Genomic DNA, 18,425 nt, shown 5'->3' on the forward strand with positions numbered 1-18,425 from the left:
AACCCCGATTCCAAACAGAAATTGTAGGGTGCATCCGCGCAGCGATGCACCGTCTCAGGGTTATTTTTAGAGCAAATCCGGATTGTCTAACGCCGATTCCCAAACGGCCAACCCGTAGAGGCGCATGGCATGCGCCCTGCGGAATTGAGGGCAACTAAGCAGGACTGCGTTTCAAGCCCCAATACCTAACTTGCCGGCCAGACTCGGCGTCAGCGGCAGCAGCACCGTCAGGGCCAAAAACAGGGCCAGCAGTCCCAGGGCCGCGCGGGCATCGTTGGGTTCAGAAATATCGTTTAGACAAGGGCGCTCTGGGTCACGCTGTAGCAGCAAGATCACCCCCGCCCAATACAGCGCTAGGGGGTTAGCCAAAGAGACCAACCCCAGCACCACCAGGGTAAAGAGAGTGGTGCGGCCCAGGGTCTTGCGGCCATAGATCGCCTGCACCATGCGGCCACCATCGAGCTGCCCTGCTGGCATCAGGTTGAGAGCGGTAATCACCAGCCCCAGCCAGCCCATAATCGTGAACGGGTGAATATCGACCAGGGGCTCTTGCAGCACATCCCCCAGCACTACTCGCGCCAGGGCACCGATCAGCACAGACCCCTGAAAGAACCCCGACGGAATTTGAAACGCACTACCGGGGTGCGAGAGCAGCAATCCACCCACCAGCATCACTAGAGAAACAATGCCGCCCGCCGCTGGACCGGCCACGGCAATGTCAAACAGCACGCTGCGGTTGGGCAACAGCGACTCAAACCGGGTGAGGCTGCCAAAGGCCCCAATCTGCCAGGCGGGAATTAAAAAAGGCGGGCTGAGGCGCACCCCGTAGCGACGAGCCGCCACCCAGTGGCCCGCTTCGTGGGCTCCCAAGATGGCCAGCAGGGCCAGCAGAAACGGCAACGCCGCCCGCCAGCGAGAAAAGTCTTGCAGCAAGTCAAAGCCCTGGAGCACGGCTCCAGCCTCTAGGCTGGTGAACAGGGTGGCAATCGCCAGTACCCCCGCCAGCGCCCACTGGGCCGGGGTGGTTTTGACCGGGTCAGCAGTGGCGGGCAGCACCACCACCGTGGGCTTTTGCTCCAGGTTTTCGACCAAGAAAAGGCGGTAGCGATCGCCCAGTCGTTCGGTCAAACGCTCTGCTAATTTGGCCTGGGTGGTCGCGGGGTCGCCCCGCAAGTTACCGCGAAAAATGGCCCCCTGGTCGTAGGGAATAGTCTCGGTGCGAAAGTAGGTGTCGAGGCCAAAGATACCTTCGATCTGCGCTAGCTCCTCCGGCGGAATGGCGATCGCCGCCGCTGGAGCGCCAGGGGCAGCGGTCGGCTGATCGAGGGGCTCTAGGCGATCGGTCGGTTCAGGCACCGAGTCTGCGGCGGGTATGGGCGCTGGGCGCTGGGTAGACAGCAGGTCTTGGCCCAGGGCACGGAGGCGACGGCCCAGATAGATATAGAGCCCTGTCGCCCCCAGCAACAGCAGCAGCACCCCCGCCAAATTGATATAAATGCCTAAGGCAAATAACCCAAAAAACAACAGCCAGGGGGCCATCAGCACCACCGATTGCAGCCAGGCCAAGATGCCCACCGAGCCGTAGGGCTGGGCGCGGCGATAGCCCCAGACCAAAATTGCGATCGCAGCCAGCAAAATCAACCCAGTTATAACCATAGTGCTGTTGTCCTTGCCCTCCCCAACAATGATCGAAACCGCCCCCACAGGGGCAAAAACCCCCATCAGTCTACCGTCGATAGGCCAGAGCCGACCAGCCAGGGGCCGCTTTGAGCAGTTCCGCCTGCGGCTAAACCGGTATAAATGGAATTCGCCCAGAGATTAAGGTGCTTAAATAAAGCAGACAGAACAGCCAAACAGAACCCCTTAACCTAGAGCGGCTGCGGCCCCTGAGGGTCATCTCTATGGTTTGATCAGCCGTTGCGCGCCATGACCCCATCGCCCCCCGAGCCACCTCAACCTCAGATGCCTACCCCAGTTGCAGACAATGGCGCTGACCCCCCAGGCAAGCTTTCCGCCCCGCCCCAGCTTTCAACTCCAGCTCCCGAGAGTCAGGCCACCGTCGCCCCCTCTAACCCGGCCCAGCGGCTCGATCTAGATCCCTCCGATCCAGCCAATTATCCATCCATGTCCCCTGACCCTGGCACGACCTCCGCTAGCGCCGTCACCGTCGTTGCGATCGCGGTCATTGGGCTGGGGCTAGCCACCAACAGTTTCTGGCTCACCCTAGCCGGGTCCCTGGTGGCTACGCTGGTCTCCCTGCGGCTAATGTGGCCCTTCTTCCAGGAAGTGTTAGGTGAGCTATCGCCCCGGCAGCAGTCACTCCTAATCGCCATCCCCGGTGTGTTGGTGGGGGTGATCGGCCTGATGAAAATCACCGGCATCAATCGGGCGATTTTGGTCTGGAGCCTCGGCCTCCGGTGGGATATTCTCGGAGCCCTAGGCGATTTTTTGGGAGCGATCGGGCAAATTTTCATTGCCTTCTTGGCCCTGTTTGTCGCCTGGCGGCAGTACGTCATCTCCCGCGATTTGACCAAACAACAAAACCTAATTACCCAGCAGCAAACCATCGATGCCTTCTTCCAGGGCATTTCAGAACTGGTGCTCGACGACGAAGGGCTGCTCGAAGACTGGCCCCAGGAGCGGATCATTGCCGAAGCCCGCACCGCCGCCATTCTCAGCAGCGTCGATGCCGGGGGCAAAGCTAAGGTGATTCGGTTTCTCTCTCGCTCTAAGCTGCTCGCCCCCCTACGCCGCGACAACCGGTTAGGGAGAGCCATCTTAGACGGGCGGGGCGGCTACGAGGAAGATCTGGCCAGCGGCATTCGGGTGATCGATCTAGGTGCAATGCTAGCCGCCGCCGATCTCTCTGGCACAGACCTCCGCTGGGCCGACCTGAGCGAAGCCAACCTGATTCGGGCCGACCTCCGCCGAGCCGACCTGGTACGCACCAACTTTGCCCGAGCCATTTTGTACCAAGCCAATCTGTCCGGCGCTGATCTAATGGAAGCTCGACTGTTCTACGGTAGTCTCGAAACCGCTACCCCCCGCACCCGCACCGGCATTCCCGACTACACCACCGGAGCCAACACCGGGGCCGTGGTCGAGGGCACCAACCTCAGCGGCGTCTACCGGCTGTCAGACGACCAGCGCCGTTACATCTGCGCCTGGGGGGGCGAGGCTACCCGATCAACGGTCCCCGGCGGCTGTGACGATACTCCCAATTTGCTAGGGCGGTAGTGCTTTTGGCGTAGATGAGTAGATCCACCGTAGGGTGCATCCGCGCCGCGATGCACCACCCACACCCAATCCGACTTGGGAAACCCCAATTCGGATTGGGTATCAGCCAAACTCGGGGACCGCACCCAGCTTGCGAACCGCCACCGATACCTCCATCCCCAGATAGTCGCCCGCATCGCCAAACCACGACCCCGAGAGCGGGATCGCCTGTCCGGGGTGACGGGCGATCGCTACCGCAATTAAATCAAACCCCTCGGTAATGCGGTTGGTGGGGTCGTAGACCAGCCAGCCAGCCCCCGGCAGATATACCTGCAACCAGGCGTGGGTAGCCCCAGAGCCGGTCATGCCCACATCTCCCCCATCCAGGGCCGAGTCATAGAGATAGCCCGACACAAACCGACAGGCTAACCCGAGCCGTCGCAGGGTTTCCATCATCAGCCAGGCGTAGTCGCGGCAGGTGCCCGATCGCTGGCGCAGGGTTTCTCCTGGTGGCTGGGTGCCCTCTTCCTCCCGCGATCGGTAGGTAAACGTGTCACGAATGGTGTTCATAATTCGCCCCAGCACATCGCTGGTCAGATCCATATCGCCAGCGACAAAGCTCTTGGCCCAGGCCGCCACCGAACCGTCCGGGTCTTCGGCGTGGGGCCGCAGATACACCGCCAAATCAGTCCACTCGTCGGGCGTGTACTGCACCGGCACCCGCGTCGCCCTAGGGTCGAGGGGAAAGTCATTAATGCCTCGGGTGCCAAAGTGCTCGCCCTGAAACCGACAGGTAAAGGTCAGTTCCTGGGCGGGTTCTTTGAGGCCAATCACCGCCACGTTGTTCGACAGGGTATCGCTCACCCAGTGCACTTCAGCCGGCACATTGACAGTGATCGAGTAGCCCAGCAGCCGCCCACTATAGTTGCCCCGCGGTAAAAATATCGCCCGATGGGTACCAAAGGTCACCGGTTTGGCATAGCGGTAGGTGGTGATATGCTCTACTTCATAAACAACCGACATAGCGACAGTCCTAAAAGGGGGCTTTGTCCGTTGTACTACGGCTGGCCAGTCTAGAATAGGCCCATTGCGGTTCTTTAATTGCGATGCCACCCCCTGAAGCCAGCCCAGATTTGGAGCCTTCTGCCGCCACCTCCGATATCTCCAATCTTTATGAGTCAGATTTCTACGCCTGGGTACAGCAACAGGCTAGCTTTCTACGTGCCCAACAGTGGCACCATATCGATTTACCTAACTTGATCGAGGAAATTGAATCGTTGGGCAAACAGCAGCGCCAGGAGCTTCGCAGTCGGCTCAGCGTTTTGCTCGCTCACCTCCTGAACTGGCATTTTCAACCTCAACACCGCAGCCGCAGTTGGCTAGCCACATTACGGGTCCAGCGCCGCGACATTTTACGCTTACTCAATGAAAACCCCAGCCTCAAACCCGATCTGGAAGAGGCATTGACCGAAGCCTACGCGAACAGTAGGGATTTGGCGATGGGTGAAACTAACCTACCCGAGGCTACGTTCCCGCTACATTGCCCCTATTGCTTGGCCGACATTTTTGCAGAGGATTTTTATCCTGGCGAACCTAGTGATTTGTTAAATGACTAGGGGTTCAAGCTCAGAACCTCATAAATTGCCTGGGTAATCTGCTTGAGCTGCTCTGGCTCCACAATATAGGGCGGCATCGTATAGACCAGGCGACCAAAGGGGCGTAGCCATACTCCCTGGGCAACAAACTGGGGCTGCACCACGGCCAGATCCACGGGTTCGTGCAGTTCGACCACACCGATCGCGCCCAGCACCCGCACATCCTTCACCGCTGGCAAGTCGCGACAGGGGGCTAGCTCCCGCTTGAGCTGGGCTTCTATGGCAAATATCTTGGTGGCCCAGTCGTAGCTCTCTAGCAGAGTCAAATTCTCTAGCGCCACCGCGCAGGCCAGTGGGTTGCCCATAAAGGTAGGACCGTGCATAAACACCCCCGCCTCGCCCTGGGCAAAGGTTTCGCTAATATGGGTCGTTGTCAGCGTGGCCGCCAGCGACATGAAGCCGCCGGTCAGGGCCTTGCCAACACAGAGAATGTCGGGGCTAATGTCAGCGTACTGGCAGGCGAAGAGCTTACCCGTACGGCCAAAGCCTGTGGCAATTTCATCGAGAATCAACAGCACGCCATACTCGTCGCATAGTTCCCGCGCCCGCCGCACATACGGGGGGCTATAGAACCGCATACCCCCTGCCCCCTGCACCACGGGTTCAAGAATAGCAGCGGCAATCTCCCCGTGGTAACGCTCTAGAATAGCCTCAAAGCTGGCAATGTCCCCGTCTTCCCAGACCCCCTCAAAGGGAATTTGGGGGGCATCGGCAAAGTACTGCTCCACCAGGCTATGGCGAAACAGATGGTGCATGCCATTCACCGGGTCACACACCGCCATGGCCGCAAAGGTATCACCGTGGTAGCCGTGGCGAATGGTCAGAAAGTGCTGCTTTTGGGTCTCCCCTCGGTTGTACCAGTACTGAATCGCCATTTTCATGGCAACCTCTACCGCCACCGAGCCAGAATCGCAGAAAAACACGTGCTGCAAGGGAGCCGGTGTCATCTGCACCAGTTTTTGGGCCAACTGCACGGCGGGTTGATGGGTCAGTCCACCAAACATCACATGGCTCATGCGCCCCATTTGCGCCTGAGCCGCCTGGTTCAGCCGAGGATGGTTGTAGCCATGAATGCAGGCCCACCACGATGACATACCGTCGACCAGGCGATCGCCCGTTTCTAGCTCTAGGTAAACGCCCTGGGCCGACTTCACCGCAAACACCGGCCCCGTGCCCGGCATGGCAGCATAGGGGTGCCAGACATGGCGGCGATCGAGCGCCATCAGTTGATCAATCGGCAGCGTATCCATCACGGTAGGGTGCACTCGCGCAGCAGTGCGTCGTAGACAACCTAGGCCAAAAACCCGTCAACGTATTCTAAATAGGTCTCCGGGTCCTCCAGCATCGGGAAATGCCCCGTATTTTTTACCAGAGCGTAGTCAATTTTTGGATTTAAATCCGCTGCCGTGCGCCCCAGCTCTGCCGGGGTAATTTTGTCGAATTCACCCGCAACCAGCAGGGTAGGAACGCTGATTTTGGCAAACTCCACCGGCATCACTTCCGTCGCTTTCTTGCTGACTGAGGTAAAAATTGTGCCCAAGGCCGTAGCATAATCGGCATTTAAGAAATCGTCTAGAAAAGCCACCTTCTCGGCGGCAGGAATGGGGCGGCTGAGGAACCGAGCCATAAAGAAGCGGGGCGCTAGGGGCAGCTTGCCCAGCCACTTGGGTCGAAAGGCAACTACGTAGCCGCCAAATTTGTAGAACGCTTCAAAGGCCGCTTTGTCGTACTCAAAAATGCCGTTGCAGGTCAAAATGACGCGATCGCAGCGCTCTGGATACTGATTCACAAAGTACACCGCCACCGATGCCCCCATGGAATGAGCATTGATCGACACCTGCGGCAGGTTTAGCGCCGTGAGCAGGTCGGCCAAATCGTCGGCATAGGTCTCTAGCTCGTAGCCCCGCGCCGCTACCGCATCCTGCTGGTCGGGGGCAATGGTGGATCGCCCAAACCCCCGCATGTCGTAGAGCAAACAGTCGTAGCGATCGCTCAACGCCGCCGCCGTGCTCCGCCAATAGCGGGCCGACCCAGCCCAGCCGTGGATAAACACCATCACTGGCTTAGGAGAAGCCGGGTCGCGGGGCAGATCGCTACTGACCCACTCGTAGTAGTGGTTGACCTGACGAATCTCAACGTAGGGCATGGCTACGCAGACTCAGGCTTAGGCATCGACGATGGGTGCAGCAGCAGGTCGGCGGTCGACCGTTGCTCAACCATTTCGCGGGTAATCGTGCAACGTTTGAGGTCTTTGCGCGAGGGCAGCTCATACATAATGTCGAGCATCAGTTCTTCGATAATGCCGCGCAGGGCGCGCGCACCGGTCTTGCGACGGTAGGCCTCTCGGGCGATCGCCCGCAGCGCATCCGACTTAAACTCTAGCTGCACATTGTCCATCAGCATCAGCTTTTGGAACTGCTTCACCAGGGCATTCTTGGGCTCAGTCAAGATCGCCATCAGCGATTCTTCGTCGAGGGGTTCTAGCACCGAGGTCGCCGGAATTCGGCCAATAAACTCAGGAATCAAGCCAAATTTCACCAGGTCATCGGGCTCCAGGTTACGCAACACGTCAGCGGTGCGCTTCTCCCGCGAAAACTGACCTTCACCGGGCTGGACAAAGCCAATCGATTTTTTGCCGATGCGCTGCTCAACAATTTTCTCTAACCCAACAAAGGCACCGCCGCAGATAAACAAAATGTTGCTGGTGTCGATCTGAATGCAGTCCTGGTAGGGGTGCTTGCGACCTCCCTGGGGCGGCACGTTGGCGACCGTACCCTCCAACATTTTTAGCAGTGCCTGCTGGACACCTTCTCCCGAAACATCGCGGGTAATCGAAGGGTTCTCGCTCTTGCGGGCAATCTTGTCAATTTCATCAATGTAGATAATGCCGCGCTGGGCTTCTTCCACATCTAAATCGGCAACCTGAAGCAGCCGCAGCAGAATATTTTCGACGTCTTCGCCCACATAGCCCGCCTCGGTGAGGGTGGTGGCGTCGGCCACTGCAAAGGGCACCTCTAGAATACGAGCCAAGGTTTGAGCGAGGAGGGTCTTGCCGCAGCCCGTAGGGCCAATCAACAAAATATTTGACTTCTGTAGCTCAACGAGGTCTTCGGGAGCTTCACCCTCCAACCCTTGCAGGTAGCTAAGACGCTTGTAGTGGTTATAAACCGCCACTGACAGCACTTTCTTAGCTTCATCCTGACCGATCACATGATCGTCTAGATAGGTCTTAATTTCACGCGGCTTAGGAATCTGGCCCAGAGCAATGGCTGGCGCCGTTCTGGGGCGATCGGCAGGAGCTTCTCGGCGGGGAACCGGCTGAGCGATCGCCGTACCCGAATCAAACAGCTCTTCGTCTAAAATCTCGTTGCACAGATCGACGCACTCGTCACAGATGTAGACCCCCGGCCCCGCAATCAGCTTGCGCACCTGCTCCTGAGACTTGCCACAAAACGAGCACTTGAGATGGGAGTCGTACTTAGACATAAAATGCCCCTAATTAAGTGCAGTCATAGCGACGGCTGCCGAGAGCGACTGTCTCTCTACGACATCATCAATGATTCCGTAATTTTTGGCCTCGGCAGCAGACATATAAAAGTCGCGTTCCGTATCGGCTTCAATGCGATCGATGGGCTGCCCAGTGTGATGGGCAATCAGCTCATTGAGACGACTCTTGTGGTACAGAATCTCCCGCGCCTGAATTTCGATATCGACCGCCTGGCCCTGGGCACCCCCCAACGGCTGGTGAATCATAATTCGAGCACTGGGCAGCGACAGCCGCTTGCCCTTAGCCCCGGCGCACAGCAGAAATGCTCCCATACTGGCCGCTAGGCCAAAACAAATGGTCACCACGTCCGGGCGAATTTGCTGCATGGTGTCGTAAATGGCCATGCCCGCCGTCACCGAACCACCGGGAGAGTTGATATAGAGCTGCACGTCCTTCTCAGGCTCTTCGGCATCAAGGTAAAGCAGTTGAGCAACAATTGAATCGGCCACTTCGTCAGTAACCGGTGTGCCCAAAAACACAATCCGCTCCCGCAGCAGGCGAGAGTAAATATCAAACGCACGTTCCCCCCGCCCCGATTGCTCTACAACAACGGGTAACATGCTGCGCACCTGGTCGGCGTGGCTCAAACTCAAGATGGGGCTACTCAAAGGGTTCGATGCAATCATAATAGGTTTGCGCGAGATTTCAAGGGCTTGGGGATATTGCTTTACGCCAGATGCCCCCAAGGCAACGACGTCTTTTAGACCAAACTGAGCGCCAGCCATTGGCTGACCTACCCGACATTATGCCCCAAAAATTCAGGTTTACGGGGGTAGAACAGCCAACGGGTTTACCAAACGCTACGACTGAGCCCAAGTGCCAGCCTAGCGATTTTCAGCCTTTTTTTTGCTTTTGCCCGCCGATGCCCCAGCGGCTGAGACCTCAGTGGCCTCAACTTCTGTAGCTTCGACCTCTACCGTTTGAGCATCAGCGGCTTCTGACTCGACAGTGTCGCTTTCAAGGGCCTCGTCTAGATCGGCAGCCGCCTCAGGCTCTGGTTGCAATGTGCCTTCGGGCACCAGCTCAACGGTGTTGACTTCTTCTAGCCAGGCCAGAATTTTTTCTTGCAGCAGCTCTTCGGTTAGCACCTGGGTCAGGCGATCGGGGTCAATCTGGCTGGGATCTTCGACCTCGGCCATAGCCTCCTTAATTTTTGCTTGAAGCGCCTCTTCTTCGACCTTAATGCCTTCCTGCTTGGCCACTTCGCCCAAGGCCAAAGTGCGGCGCAGGCGCTCGATCGCTTCAGGACGCGTGCGCTGGCGCATGCCATCAACCAGCTCCCGAGTCAGCATTTTGTTGACATCAATGCCCTGGCGGCTAAGCTGCATGATGGTCTGGGTGAGCAAAAAGTCCACCTCTTTTTGCACCAGAGTGTTGGGAATTTCGGCCTCTAGGTGCTCTACAAGGGCTTCGATCAAAGCCGCGTCTTTGTTGGCCTTGGTTTTCTCCGTCGCCTCTTCCTGGTAGCGCTCAGTCAGCGAAGTCCGCAACTCTTCAATCGTCGCAAACTCGCTGATCTCCTGGGCAAAATCATCGTCGAGATCGGGCAGTTCTTTTTCTTTAATTTCCTTCAGGGTGATAGAGAACACCGCAGGCTTACCTGCCAACTCCGCCTGGGAATAGTCGTCCGGGAACGGAATTTCGATATCTTTGGCCTCTTCGAGGGCCATGCCAATGATGCCTTCCATAAAGCCGGGAATGAAGCGCCCCTCCTCGAGTTCGACCTGGAAGTCGGTGCCTGAGCCGCCCTGAAATTCTTCAAATTCGCCGCTTTCGTTCTGCACCTTACCAACGAAGTCGATCACGGCCACATCGCCAGCCTGGGCAGGGCGATCTTCAATCGGCACCAGGGTGGCCATGTTGTTTTGGTACTTTGCCAGGGTGGTGTCAACCTGCTCCGGATCAGGGAGGATTTCTTCGGCTTGAACCGATAAACCCTTGTAGGTCTTCAAGGTGACACGGGGAGGCACATCGACCGAGGCTTGAATGGCGAGGGGCTGCCCAGGCTCGTACTGGCTAATCAATTCCTCAAAGGAACTTTTTAACTGGTAGTTGCCGATCGCCTCGATTTCTTCTTGCTTAATCGCCTTTTCTACGGCGTTTTGCACCAGTTCTTCAATCACTGCGGCCTTGAACTGAGGCACCCCAACCCGCTGCAAAAAGACCTGCCGGGGCACCTTGCCCTTGCGAAAGCCCGGCACATTGACCGTCCGCATCATCTTATTGAGCACCTGATCGTAGGTCTTTTGAGACAGATCAGCAGGGATCTCAATTGCGAGTCCCACCTGGCTATCGGGCAGTACTTCCTGGGTAACTTTCATGGGGTCTTTTTGCTAACTAGACGGCGGCTGCGCACGCTCCAAACCGGCGAGGAACTTTTGGCGCAATTAATAAGCATACTCTATCGCTCGTTACACCCCAAGGACTATTCCTCAAGTTTCGTCCGCCATTCGGGGCATCTAGGCCGCAGTTTCAAGGGCATTGGTCGATGCAGCAGCTCCCAGAGCCTAGCTTGATTTCCTCATGTTCATAGCTGTGGCCAGCCTGGTTAAGACATTTCCCTTAGAACGTTTGAACGTTCTCAAGAGCTTCTAGATGTCCTAACCCGGTGCTCATGGCTATATTTCAGCGTCCCCAGCCCTATCCTTTCCCCGGCAAGATTGCTTGGGTAGGCCCCAGGGCTGTTGGGAGGCAAGGGCAAAATGCTAGTATCAGCGGATGCCAGAATGTTGATGGATAACTTTGAGGTAGTGCTGTGTCGAATGGGCTGAGCGTTGCAGTAATGGGGGCCACGGGGGCCGTGGGGGCAGAGCTTTTGACGCTGCTCGATGAGCGATCGTTTCCCCTTAAAAATCTGACTCTGCTGGCGTCTCCTCGATCAGCAGGCACTACTCTTAGCTTCCGGGGCGAAGACATTCCCGTACAGGCCATCGGCCCAGACTCCTTCACCGGCATTGATCTGGTATTGGCATCGGCAGGCGGGTCGGTCTCTCAAGAATGGTTGCCCAAGGCGGTGGCGGCGGGTGCTATTTGCATCGACAACTCCAGCGCCTATCGAATGGATCCCTCAGTGCCTCTGGTGGTGCCCGAGGTCAACCCTGAAGCCGCCCAAACCCACCAGGGAATCATTGCTAACCCCAACTGCACTACCATTTTGATGGCCTTGGCCGTTTGGCCACTGCACCAGGTACAACCCGTGCAGCGTTTGGTAGTGGCCACCTACCAGTCGGCCAGCGGCGCTGGCGCTAGGGCTATGGAAGAGGTCAAACAACAGGCTCGCGCTATCTTGGCTGGCGAAGAACCTGTGGCAGAGGCTTTTCCCTACCCTCTGGCGTTTAACCTGTTTCCTCACAACTCGCCCCTTGACGAACAGGGCTACTGCCAAGAGGAGATGAAGATGGTGAACGAAACCCGCAAAATTTTTGGCGCTGACAACCTAAGAATCTCGGCCACCTGTGTGAGGGTTCCCGTACTGCGAGCCCACTCCGAAGCGGTTAATATTGAATTTGCGACTCCATTTTCTCCCCAAGCCGCTAAGGCGTTACTGGCCAAAGCCCCAGGGGTCAAACTGGTCGAAGATTGGAAGCGCAACTACTTCCCTATGCCTATGGAGGCCAGCGGTCAAGACGATGTGCTGGTCGGTCGTATCCGCCAGGATATCTCTAACCCCAACGCTTTGGAGCTGTGGCTAAGCGGCGACCAGATTCGCAAGGGGGCCGCCCTCAATGCGGTGCAGATCGCTGAGTTGCTGGCTGTGCCCCAGGCGGTAGTGGCGGGTTAAATGCAGTACATGCTTACAGCGTGAGCATGGCGTAAAGCCAGAATTACCTGTAGGGGGTTGTCGCCAGGCGGTAGGAGGTATAAGGTTTAAGGCTCAAGGCATAAAGACTACCTATGCCCTATACTTTGAGCCTTAGCTCACTACCCTCCTGACCAGGGGCAACTTGGTATAATCTCAAGGTCGTTGAATTTATTAGGATGTAAGGCATTCGGGTGACGTATTTTGGCAGAGTGCTAACGGCAATGGTGACGCCATTTTCTGAAGATGGCTCCGTAGATTACGCCGTGGCTGAGCGCCTAGCTGACCATTTAGTTAGCAACGGCAGCGATGGGCTGGTGGTGTGCGGTACCACAGGCGAGTCACCAACCCTGAGCTGGCAAGAGGAATACCAGCTGTTTAAGACTGTGCGTGAGGCCGTAGCGGGTCGGGCTAAGGTCTTAGCAGGTACAGGCTCTAACTCTACGTCTGAGGCCATTGAGGCCACCTGCCATGCCTACGACCTAGGATTAGACGGGTCGTTGCAGGTAGTACCTTACTACAACAAACCTCCCCAAGAGGGGCTTTATCTGCACTTTAGCCAGATTGCGGCGGCGGTGCCCGACCTGCCAATTATGCTGTACAACATCCCGGGACGTACCGGTTGTGGCCTGGCGGTAGAAACCATTGCCCGCCTAGCAGAAATATCGAATATAGTGGCTATTAAGGAGGCCAGTGGAAGTTTAGACCAAGCCAGTCAGGTCAGGTACCATACCCCTGCCGAATTTGGCATCTACTCTGGGGATGATTCGTTGACCCTGCCAATGCTCGCCGTGGGCGGCTGTGGGGTTGTGAGCGTTGCTAGCCATCTGGTTGGCCCTCAGATTCAAGCTATGGTGCAGGCCTACGAAGCCGGAAATACCCGGTTGGCCACAAAAATTCACTTGCAGTTGTTACCTTTGTTTAAGGTACTGTTTGTTACGACTAACCCAGTGCCGTTAAAAGTGGCTTTGGTTCAGCAAGGATGGCCAGTGGGTGCAGTGCGATCGCCCCTGTGTATGCCTGACGAGTCGGTGAGTACTGCGATCGCAGATGTGCTTCAGCAGCTCTCAAATACGGGTATTTTAGCCCCAACCCTGTAGGCTCCCCCTAAGAGACTGGCGTGCCAGTGGGCTAACTGCCATTGTGACTACTTCTACCAACACAGCCTTAGCTAAGCTGCTCCGTTCGACGCAAATTGCTTAGCCAGCTAATGCAACTACCCTGATTTTCTCACAACTGAATAGTCTGTTTATTCCTGTACCCACGTAAACGTTATCTATGGTTCTAGCTGTATTCTCTACGATTCCCGCCTCTCTACCTGCCTTGGGCGCAGCACTATTCTGGGCTGATGCTGTACCTATAGAGGCTGCTTACACCTAGGGTGCTAATGAGGCTAGCTTGAGGCAAGGTCGCCACTGTCTTCGCTGCAAAGATTCAGCAACCCTCTGCCCACAACTTTCATAATCGCCTTAGCCATCTAAGGCTGCTCTTCTTTTCAGGCTAAAAGTTTCAATTTAACTAAATAGCCCTCAATCTTTTTCAAACCAATTCAACTATTCACAGACGAGACTGTTTATGACTTCAAAGACTTCAAATTCTGCCAATAACGCCCTCAAAATTATTCCCCTGGGTGGTCTACACGAGATCGGCAAGAACACCTGCGTATTCGAGATCAACGATGAGATCATGCTGCTCGACGCGGGGCTGGCCTTTCCGACCGACGGTATGCACGGGGTCAATATCGTACTGCCCGATGTCACCTACCTGCGGGAAAATCGCCACAAAATCAAGGGCATGATTGTCACCCACGGCCACGAAGATCACATCGGCGGCATTGCCTTTCACCTGAAGCAGTTTGATATTCCGGTGATCTACGGCCCCCGTCTAGCCATGGCTCTGCTTGAGGGCAAGCTGGAGGAAGCTGGGGTGAGCGATCGCACTGAGTTGCGCCCAGTGCGCCCCCGTGAAACCGTGCGAGTAGGCAACTCATTCTTAGTCGAGTACATTCGCAACACCCACTCCATTGCCGACAGCTGCTCGGTAATTATTCACACCCCCGTGGGTATTGTGATTCACACAGGCGACTTCAAGTTTGACCACACCCCCGTCGACGGCGAAACCTTTGACGTGCAAAAACTGGCCGAGGCTGGTGAGAAGGGTGTGCTGTGTCTGGTGAGTGACTCCACCAACTCTGAAGTGCCCGGCCATACGCCGTCAGAGCGCTCGGTCTTTCCCAACCTAGACCGTGAGTTTGGCAAGGCCGACAAGCGTCTGATTGTCACCACCTTTTCGTCGTCGGTGCACCGGGTCAACATGATCTTGGAACTGGCCCAGAAGCACAACCGCAAGGTATTTGTGGTGGGGCGTTCTATGCTCAACGTGATCGCCCACGCCCGCGACCTAGGCTATATTAAGTGCCCTGAAAGCCTGTTCTTGCCCCTCAAGTCGCTCAGCCACACCGCCGATGAGAACGTGCTGATTCTCACTACGGGCTCCCAGGGTGAACCCCTAGCCGCCCTCACCCGGATTGCCGAAGACTCTCACCGTCAAATCAAGGTCAAGCCGGGCGACACCGTGGTGTTCTCTGCCAACCCCATTCCCGGCAACACCATTGCGGTAGTCAACACCATCGACAAGTTGATGATGCGCGGGGCCAAGGTGGTCTACGGCAAAGACAAAGGCATTCACGTCTCTGGCCACGGTGCCCAAGAAGACCAAAAGCTCATGCTGGCCCTCACCCGGCCCAAATACTTCCTGCCCGTGCACGGTGAGCACCGCATGCTAGTGAAGCACTCTGAAACCGCCCAGAGCATGGGTGTGCCCGCTGAAAATATGGTGATTATTGATAACGGCGACATTGTTGAGGTCAACCCCTCCGGCATTCGCAAAGCGGGTAAAGTGCCCTCAGGCATTGAGCTAGTGGATGCCTCCCGCGTGGGCGTGGTAGGCCGCGATGTGCTCAAAGAGCGCCAGCAGCTGGCTGAAGATGGCGTGGTCACCATTGCCGCCACCGTCGGTAACAATGGCAAGTTAGTAGCCGACCCCACTGTGCAAATTCGGGGTGTGGCCCAGTCGATCTCCCAAGAGCGCTTCCAGGGCCAGGTAAAGCAGATCATCAGCCAGGTGCTAGCTAACAAGGGAGCTGAGCTGGTGGTCTCTAACGGTAACGGCAAAGCCTCGCTTGATTTAGATGCGCTTAAGGTTGCCCTCGACCAAGACCTGCGTCGCCTGGTACGGCGCGAGTTAGACAAGCGCGACCCCATGCTAATTTTGCTCATTCAAGGGGCTGGGGTAGAAGGTTCCGTTCAAGCTCAGCCCCAAGCCGAGCCGAAGCCGAGGGCCCAAGCCAAGCCCAAAACTGACTCAAAGCCCAAGGCAGAGCCCCAGCCCAAGACAGAGCCCCAGCTCAAAGCGGAGCCCCAGCCCAAAGCAGACGTCGAGCCCCAGGTAGCCGTCGCTGAGCGGCGTACCCGCACCCGGGCCACGGCGGCTTCGGCCTCTTAGGTAGTTTAGAGATAGCAAAAAAAGGGGGGCGATCGCAGCTGCGATCGCCCCCCTTTTTTTGCTAATTAGGGCGATCGCTTGTGGTTGCCGATCAACATTACGGGTGCGATTTTGGCACAGCTGTGGTAGAAAGGTACGCAACATTAGGTTGCTGCCTCTGCTTGACGCTATAATGCTGTCAGCAGGAGCTGATGTACCTGAGCAAAGGTGCATAGCAAATGTCTTAAGCAGCTACACATCCTTAGCGCTAAAGGCTTCTGTCAAAATTTTTGTTCAGCTTGTGCGGTTTATCCCAAGCAGATCTAGCGCAAACGAGATCCAGTACGAACAAGAATTTCCAGAGTTGCCCAGCGGGTTAGGTGATCTGTGCATGCCCTTAGGAAGCAGGAGTTTGTCGCGGCCTCGCGATAAGTTCTATTGCGAGGCCTTTGCAAACAAGTTTTCCGACAGCCCGGTGGCGGTGTTGACGTGGCTGGTGAATGGCCAAATCACCCACTCAGGGCAGGAAAAGCAGACTTTATTCGCCCTGGTGAGCGTCGTATGAGGAATTTGGATGCCGAAGCAGATTGTTATTGCTGAGCAGAATCGGATCGCGGCGGTTTTTTCGGAAGATCAGATTCAAGAGCTAATTGTGGCCACCGGTAGCCACCAGGTTAGCGACATTTATTTAGGCACGGTAGAAAACGTGCTGCCCGGCATTGATGCCGCTTTCGTCAACATTGGCGATAGTGAGCGCAACGGCTTTATGCATGTCACCGATCTGGGACCGCTCAAGCTCAAGCGCAGCGCTGGTTCGATTACCGAACTGGTCGTGCCCCAGCAAAAGGTGCTGGTGCAGATCATGAAAGAGCCCACGGGCAATAAAGGGCCAAGGCTGACAGGCAACATCAGCTTACCAGGGCGCTATCTGGTGCTCATGCCTTCAGGACGAGGGGTCAACTTGTCTCGGCGCATTCGCAGCGAGAGCGAGCGCAACCGCCTGCGAGCCCTGGCCATTCTTGTCAAGCCCGCTGGCATGGGGCTGCTGGTGCGAACAGAGGCCGAAGGCATTAGCGAAAACGCCATCATTGAAGACCTAGAAACCCTGCAAAAGCAGTGGGAAAGCATTCAGCAGCAAGCTTTAAACACCCGTCCTCCCGCCCTGCTCAACCGGGATGACGACTTCATTCAGCGGGTGCTGCGCGACGCTTACAACGCCGATGTCAACCGCATTGTCACCGACTCCAGCACCGGCATGAAGCGGGTGAAGCAGCATTTGGCCAACTGGAGCGACGGTCAGGTGCCCGCCGGAGTGCTGATTGATCACCACCGTGAGCGCACCCCTATCCTCGAATACTTCCGGGTGAATGCGGCCATTCGCGAAGCCCTGAAGCCTCGGGTAGACCTACCCTCCGGTGGCTATATCATCATTGAGCGCACCGAAGCGCTAACCGTAGTTGACGTTAACTCTGGGTCGTTTACCCGCTCTGCCACGGCCCGTGAGACGGTGCTGTGGACTAACTGCGAAGCAGCCACCGAAATTGCTCGCCAGCTGCGCTTGCGTAACATTGCAGGCGTGATTGTGGTCGATTTTATCGACATGGACTCGCGCCGCGACAAGCTGCAAGTACTAGAACACTTTACCAAGGCTCTCCGCTCCGACAAAGCTCGACCTCAAATTTCGCAACTGTCGGAGCTGGGGCTGGTAGAGCTAACTCGCAAACGTCAAGGCCAAAATGTTTACGAGCTATTTGGTCGTCCCTGCCCCACCTGCGGCGGTCTTGGTCACTTGGTTCACCTGCCCGGTGAAGCTCCTACCGAAACCAGTCAAGATGTGCCCCGAGCTGTGGTCTCTAGCAGCAGTGCCGTTCCTCAATTAGCACCGCCGCTAGCCGATGGGGATAGTCTTGAGGGACGCCCTGACCTTCAAGAGCTCGACTTAGGTAACCACCCCAGCTACCAAGATAAGTCTGGCCGCGGCAACAACCGCCGCCGCCGCCGCCGCGACCCTTTGCCTGCTCGGAGTAACGGCAAAGAAGCGCCGGTGGTTAAAGACAATGGGCCAGAGATCCCTGACGTAAAAGAGTCGGTCGAATCAACGGTGCCCGTATTAGCTCATAAACCTGAGGAGGAAAAAGCTGCACCCCGGGGTCGCGGGCGATCTGGGGGGCGGAGCGACTCCCCCAACGAGGCGTCGCGGAATCGCAAAACCGTCGCCCCGCCTCAGGTGGTCACGGTAGAGATGACCGCTGACGAACAGCGCATCTACGCCATGATGGGCATCTCACCCCTGGTGCTGTCGCCCCAGGAAGTAACTGATCCCCGCAATGTGGCGGTGGCGGTCGTGCTCCCTGGCCAGGCTCCACCGGCTCTGGTCTCAGTTACCCCATCTGAGGTGCTGGACGAGATCAATACTGATACTCCGGCAGAAGAAGCCACAGCAGTGGCGATCGCCGAGCCTGAACCCTCTTCCCCTAAACTCTCCCCCAGCCGCACCGTACGCACCCGGTCGGCTCGCGCTAAAGCCCAAGAGACTGAAACCGCCACTCCAGCAGACCCGGTGATTCCCTCAGAACCGGCCGTTGAGATGCCGATCGCTGCTGAGCCCACGGCGGCAGATACCCCCGCTGAGATAGAGGAGACCCCGACTGACGCAGAAGCCACTAGCACCCTGCGCCGTCGCCGCCGCCGCCGCTCCTCAGCCAGTGGCGACGGCGACGAATAG

Annotated in this window: 13 protein-coding genes; 6 read left to right on the forward strand and 7 right to left on the reverse strand. The window is 57.0% G+C overall.

What is annotated here, in order from left to right:
* Nucleotides 1-171: 171 nt before the first annotated feature.
* Complete coding sequence (locus RRF56_RS09890) at nt 172-1,656, reverse strand: site-2 protease family protein (protein WP_317037476.1); 1,485 nt, start codon at nt 1,654-1,656, stop codon at nt 172-174.
* Between the two features lie 270 nt (nt 1,657-1,926).
* Between RRF56_RS09890 and RRF56_RS09895 the strand changes: the two genes are divergently transcribed.
* Complete coding sequence (locus RRF56_RS09895) at nt 1,927-3,237, forward strand: pentapeptide repeat-containing protein (RefSeq protein ID WP_317037477.1); 1,311 nt, start codon at nt 1,927-1,929, stop codon at nt 3,235-3,237.
* 102 nt (nt 3,238-3,339) lie between these two features.
* On the opposite strand, the gene RRF56_RS09900 is transcribed toward RRF56_RS09895, so the two are convergent.
* On the reverse strand, nt 3,340-4,239 hold the full coding sequence (locus RRF56_RS09900; RefSeq protein ID WP_317037478.1) for a transglutaminase family protein: 900 nt from the start codon (nt 4,237-4,239) through the stop codon (nt 3,340-3,342).
* Between the two features lie 83 nt (nt 4,240-4,322).
* On the opposite strand from RRF56_RS09900, the gene RRF56_RS09905 reads away from it, so the two are divergent.
* On the forward strand, nt 4,323-4,832 hold the full coding sequence (locus tag RRF56_RS09905; RefSeq protein WP_317037479.1) for a DUF29 domain-containing protein: 510 nt from the start codon (nt 4,323-4,325) through the stop codon (nt 4,830-4,832).
* Here the strand turns inward: RRF56_RS09905 and bioA are convergent.
* The 5 genes from bioA to tig all read right to left on the reverse strand — a co-directional run bounded on the left by bioA (nt 4,829) and on the right by tig (nt 10,739).
* On the reverse strand, nt 4,829-6,121 hold the full coding sequence (gene bioA / locus RRF56_RS09910; RefSeq protein ID WP_317037480.1) for an adenosylmethionine--8-amino-7-oxononanoate transaminase: 1,293 nt from the start codon (nt 6,119-6,121) through the stop codon (nt 4,829-4,831). The two genes, RRF56_RS09905 and bioA, sit on opposite strands and share 4 nt — an antisense overlap.
* Before the next feature lie 41 nt (nt 6,122-6,162).
* Entirely contained in the window at nt 6,163-7,017 is an 855-nt protein-coding gene (locus tag RRF56_RS09915; protein ID WP_317037481.1) for an alpha/beta hydrolase, read from the reverse strand.
* Nucleotides 7,018-7,019: 2 nt separating this feature from the next.
* On the reverse strand, nt 7,020-8,357 hold the full coding sequence (gene clpX, locus RRF56_RS09920; protein ID WP_317037482.1) for an ATP-dependent protease ATP-binding subunit ClpX: 1,338 nt from the start codon (nt 8,355-8,357) through the stop codon (nt 7,020-7,022).
* A gap of 9 nt (nt 8,358-8,366) precedes the next feature.
* Nucleotides 8,367-9,044 carry an ATP-dependent Clp endopeptidase proteolytic subunit ClpP gene (gene clpP / locus RRF56_RS09925; RefSeq protein WP_317037483.1) on the reverse strand — a complete coding sequence of 226 codons (678 nt, stop codon included), beginning with the start codon at nt 9,042-9,044 and terminating at the stop codon, nt 8,367-8,369.
* Between the two features lie 198 nt (nt 9,045-9,242).
* Nucleotides 9,243-10,739, reverse strand: coding sequence for a trigger factor (gene tig, locus RRF56_RS09930; RefSeq protein WP_317037484.1), 1,497 nt, complete (start codon nt 10,737-10,739; stop codon nt 9,243-9,245).
* Nucleotides 10,740-11,173: 434 nt separating this feature from the next.
* Between tig and RRF56_RS09935 the strand changes: the two genes are divergently transcribed.
* The 4 genes from RRF56_RS09935 (at nt 11,174) to RRF56_RS09950 (ending at nt 18,425) form a co-directional block, all read left to right on the forward strand.
* Nucleotides 11,174-12,199 carry an aspartate-semialdehyde dehydrogenase gene (locus RRF56_RS09935; protein ID WP_317037485.1) on the forward strand — a complete coding sequence of 342 codons (1,026 nt, stop codon included), beginning with the start codon at nt 11,174-11,176 and terminating at the stop codon, nt 12,197-12,199.
* 212 nt (nt 12,200-12,411) lie between these two features.
* Nucleotides 12,412-13,317, forward strand: coding sequence for a 4-hydroxy-tetrahydrodipicolinate synthase (dapA, locus tag RRF56_RS09940; protein ID WP_410510557.1), 906 nt, complete (start codon nt 12,412-12,414; stop codon nt 13,315-13,317).
* A 475-nt stretch (nt 13,318-13,792) separates the two neighbouring features.
* Nucleotides 13,793-15,721, forward strand: a complete 1,929-nt coding sequence (locus RRF56_RS09945; protein ID WP_317037486.1) for an RNase J family beta-CASP ribonuclease — start codon at nt 13,793-13,795, stop codon at nt 15,719-15,721.
* A 553-nt stretch (nt 15,722-16,274) separates the two neighbouring features.
* Nucleotides 16,275-18,425, forward strand: coding sequence for an Rne/Rng family ribonuclease (locus RRF56_RS09950; RefSeq protein ID WP_317037487.1), 2,151 nt, complete (start codon nt 16,275-16,277; stop codon nt 18,423-18,425).

Origin of the sequence: Nodosilinea sp. E11, assembly GCF_032813545.1 — a bacterium.
Classification (GTDB): domain Bacteria; phylum Cyanobacteriota; class Cyanobacteriia; order Phormidesmidales; family Phormidesmidaceae; genus Nodosilinea.

Excerpts from the sequence above, each read along its gene's own strand:
- clpX (WP_317037482.1), bottom strand. The coding sequence starts at position 8,357 with ATGTCTAAGTACGACTCCCATCTCAAGTGCTCGTTTTGTGGCAAGTCT.
- RRF56_RS09895 (WP_317037477.1), top strand. The coding sequence starts at position 1,927 with ATGACCCCATCGCCCCCCGAGCCACCTCAACCTCAGATGCCTACCCCA.
- tig (WP_317037484.1), bottom strand. The coding sequence starts at position 10,739 with ATGAAAGTTACCCAGGAAGTACTGCCCGATAGCCAGGTGGGACTCGCA.
- bioA (WP_317037480.1), bottom strand. The coding sequence starts at position 6,121 with ATGGATACGCTGCCGATTGATCAACTGATGGCGCTCGATCGCCGCCAT.
- RRF56_RS09915 (WP_317037481.1), bottom strand. The coding sequence starts at position 7,017 with ATGCCCTACGTTGAGATTCGTCAGGTCAACCACTACTACGAGTGGGTC.
- RRF56_RS09905 (WP_317037479.1), top strand. The coding sequence starts at position 4,323 with ATGCCACCCCCTGAAGCCAGCCCAGATTTGGAGCCTTCTGCCGCCACC.
- clpP (WP_317037483.1), bottom strand. The coding sequence starts at position 9,044 with ATGATTGCATCGAACCCTTTGAGTAGCCCCATCTTGAGTTTGAGCCAC.
- RRF56_RS09950 (WP_317037487.1), top strand. The coding sequence starts at position 16,275 with ATGCCGAAGCAGATTGTTATTGCTGAGCAGAATCGGATCGCGGCGGTT.
- RRF56_RS09900 (WP_317037478.1), bottom strand. The coding sequence starts at position 4,239 with ATGTCGGTTGTTTATGAAGTAGAGCATATCACCACCTACCGCTATGCC.
- RRF56_RS09945 (WP_317037486.1), top strand. The coding sequence starts at position 13,793 with ATGACTTCAAAGACTTCAAATTCTGCCAATAACGCCCTCAAAATTATT.
- RRF56_RS09890 (WP_317037476.1), bottom strand. The coding sequence starts at position 1,656 with ATGGTTATAACTGGGTTGATTTTGCTGGCTGCGATCGCAATTTTGGTC.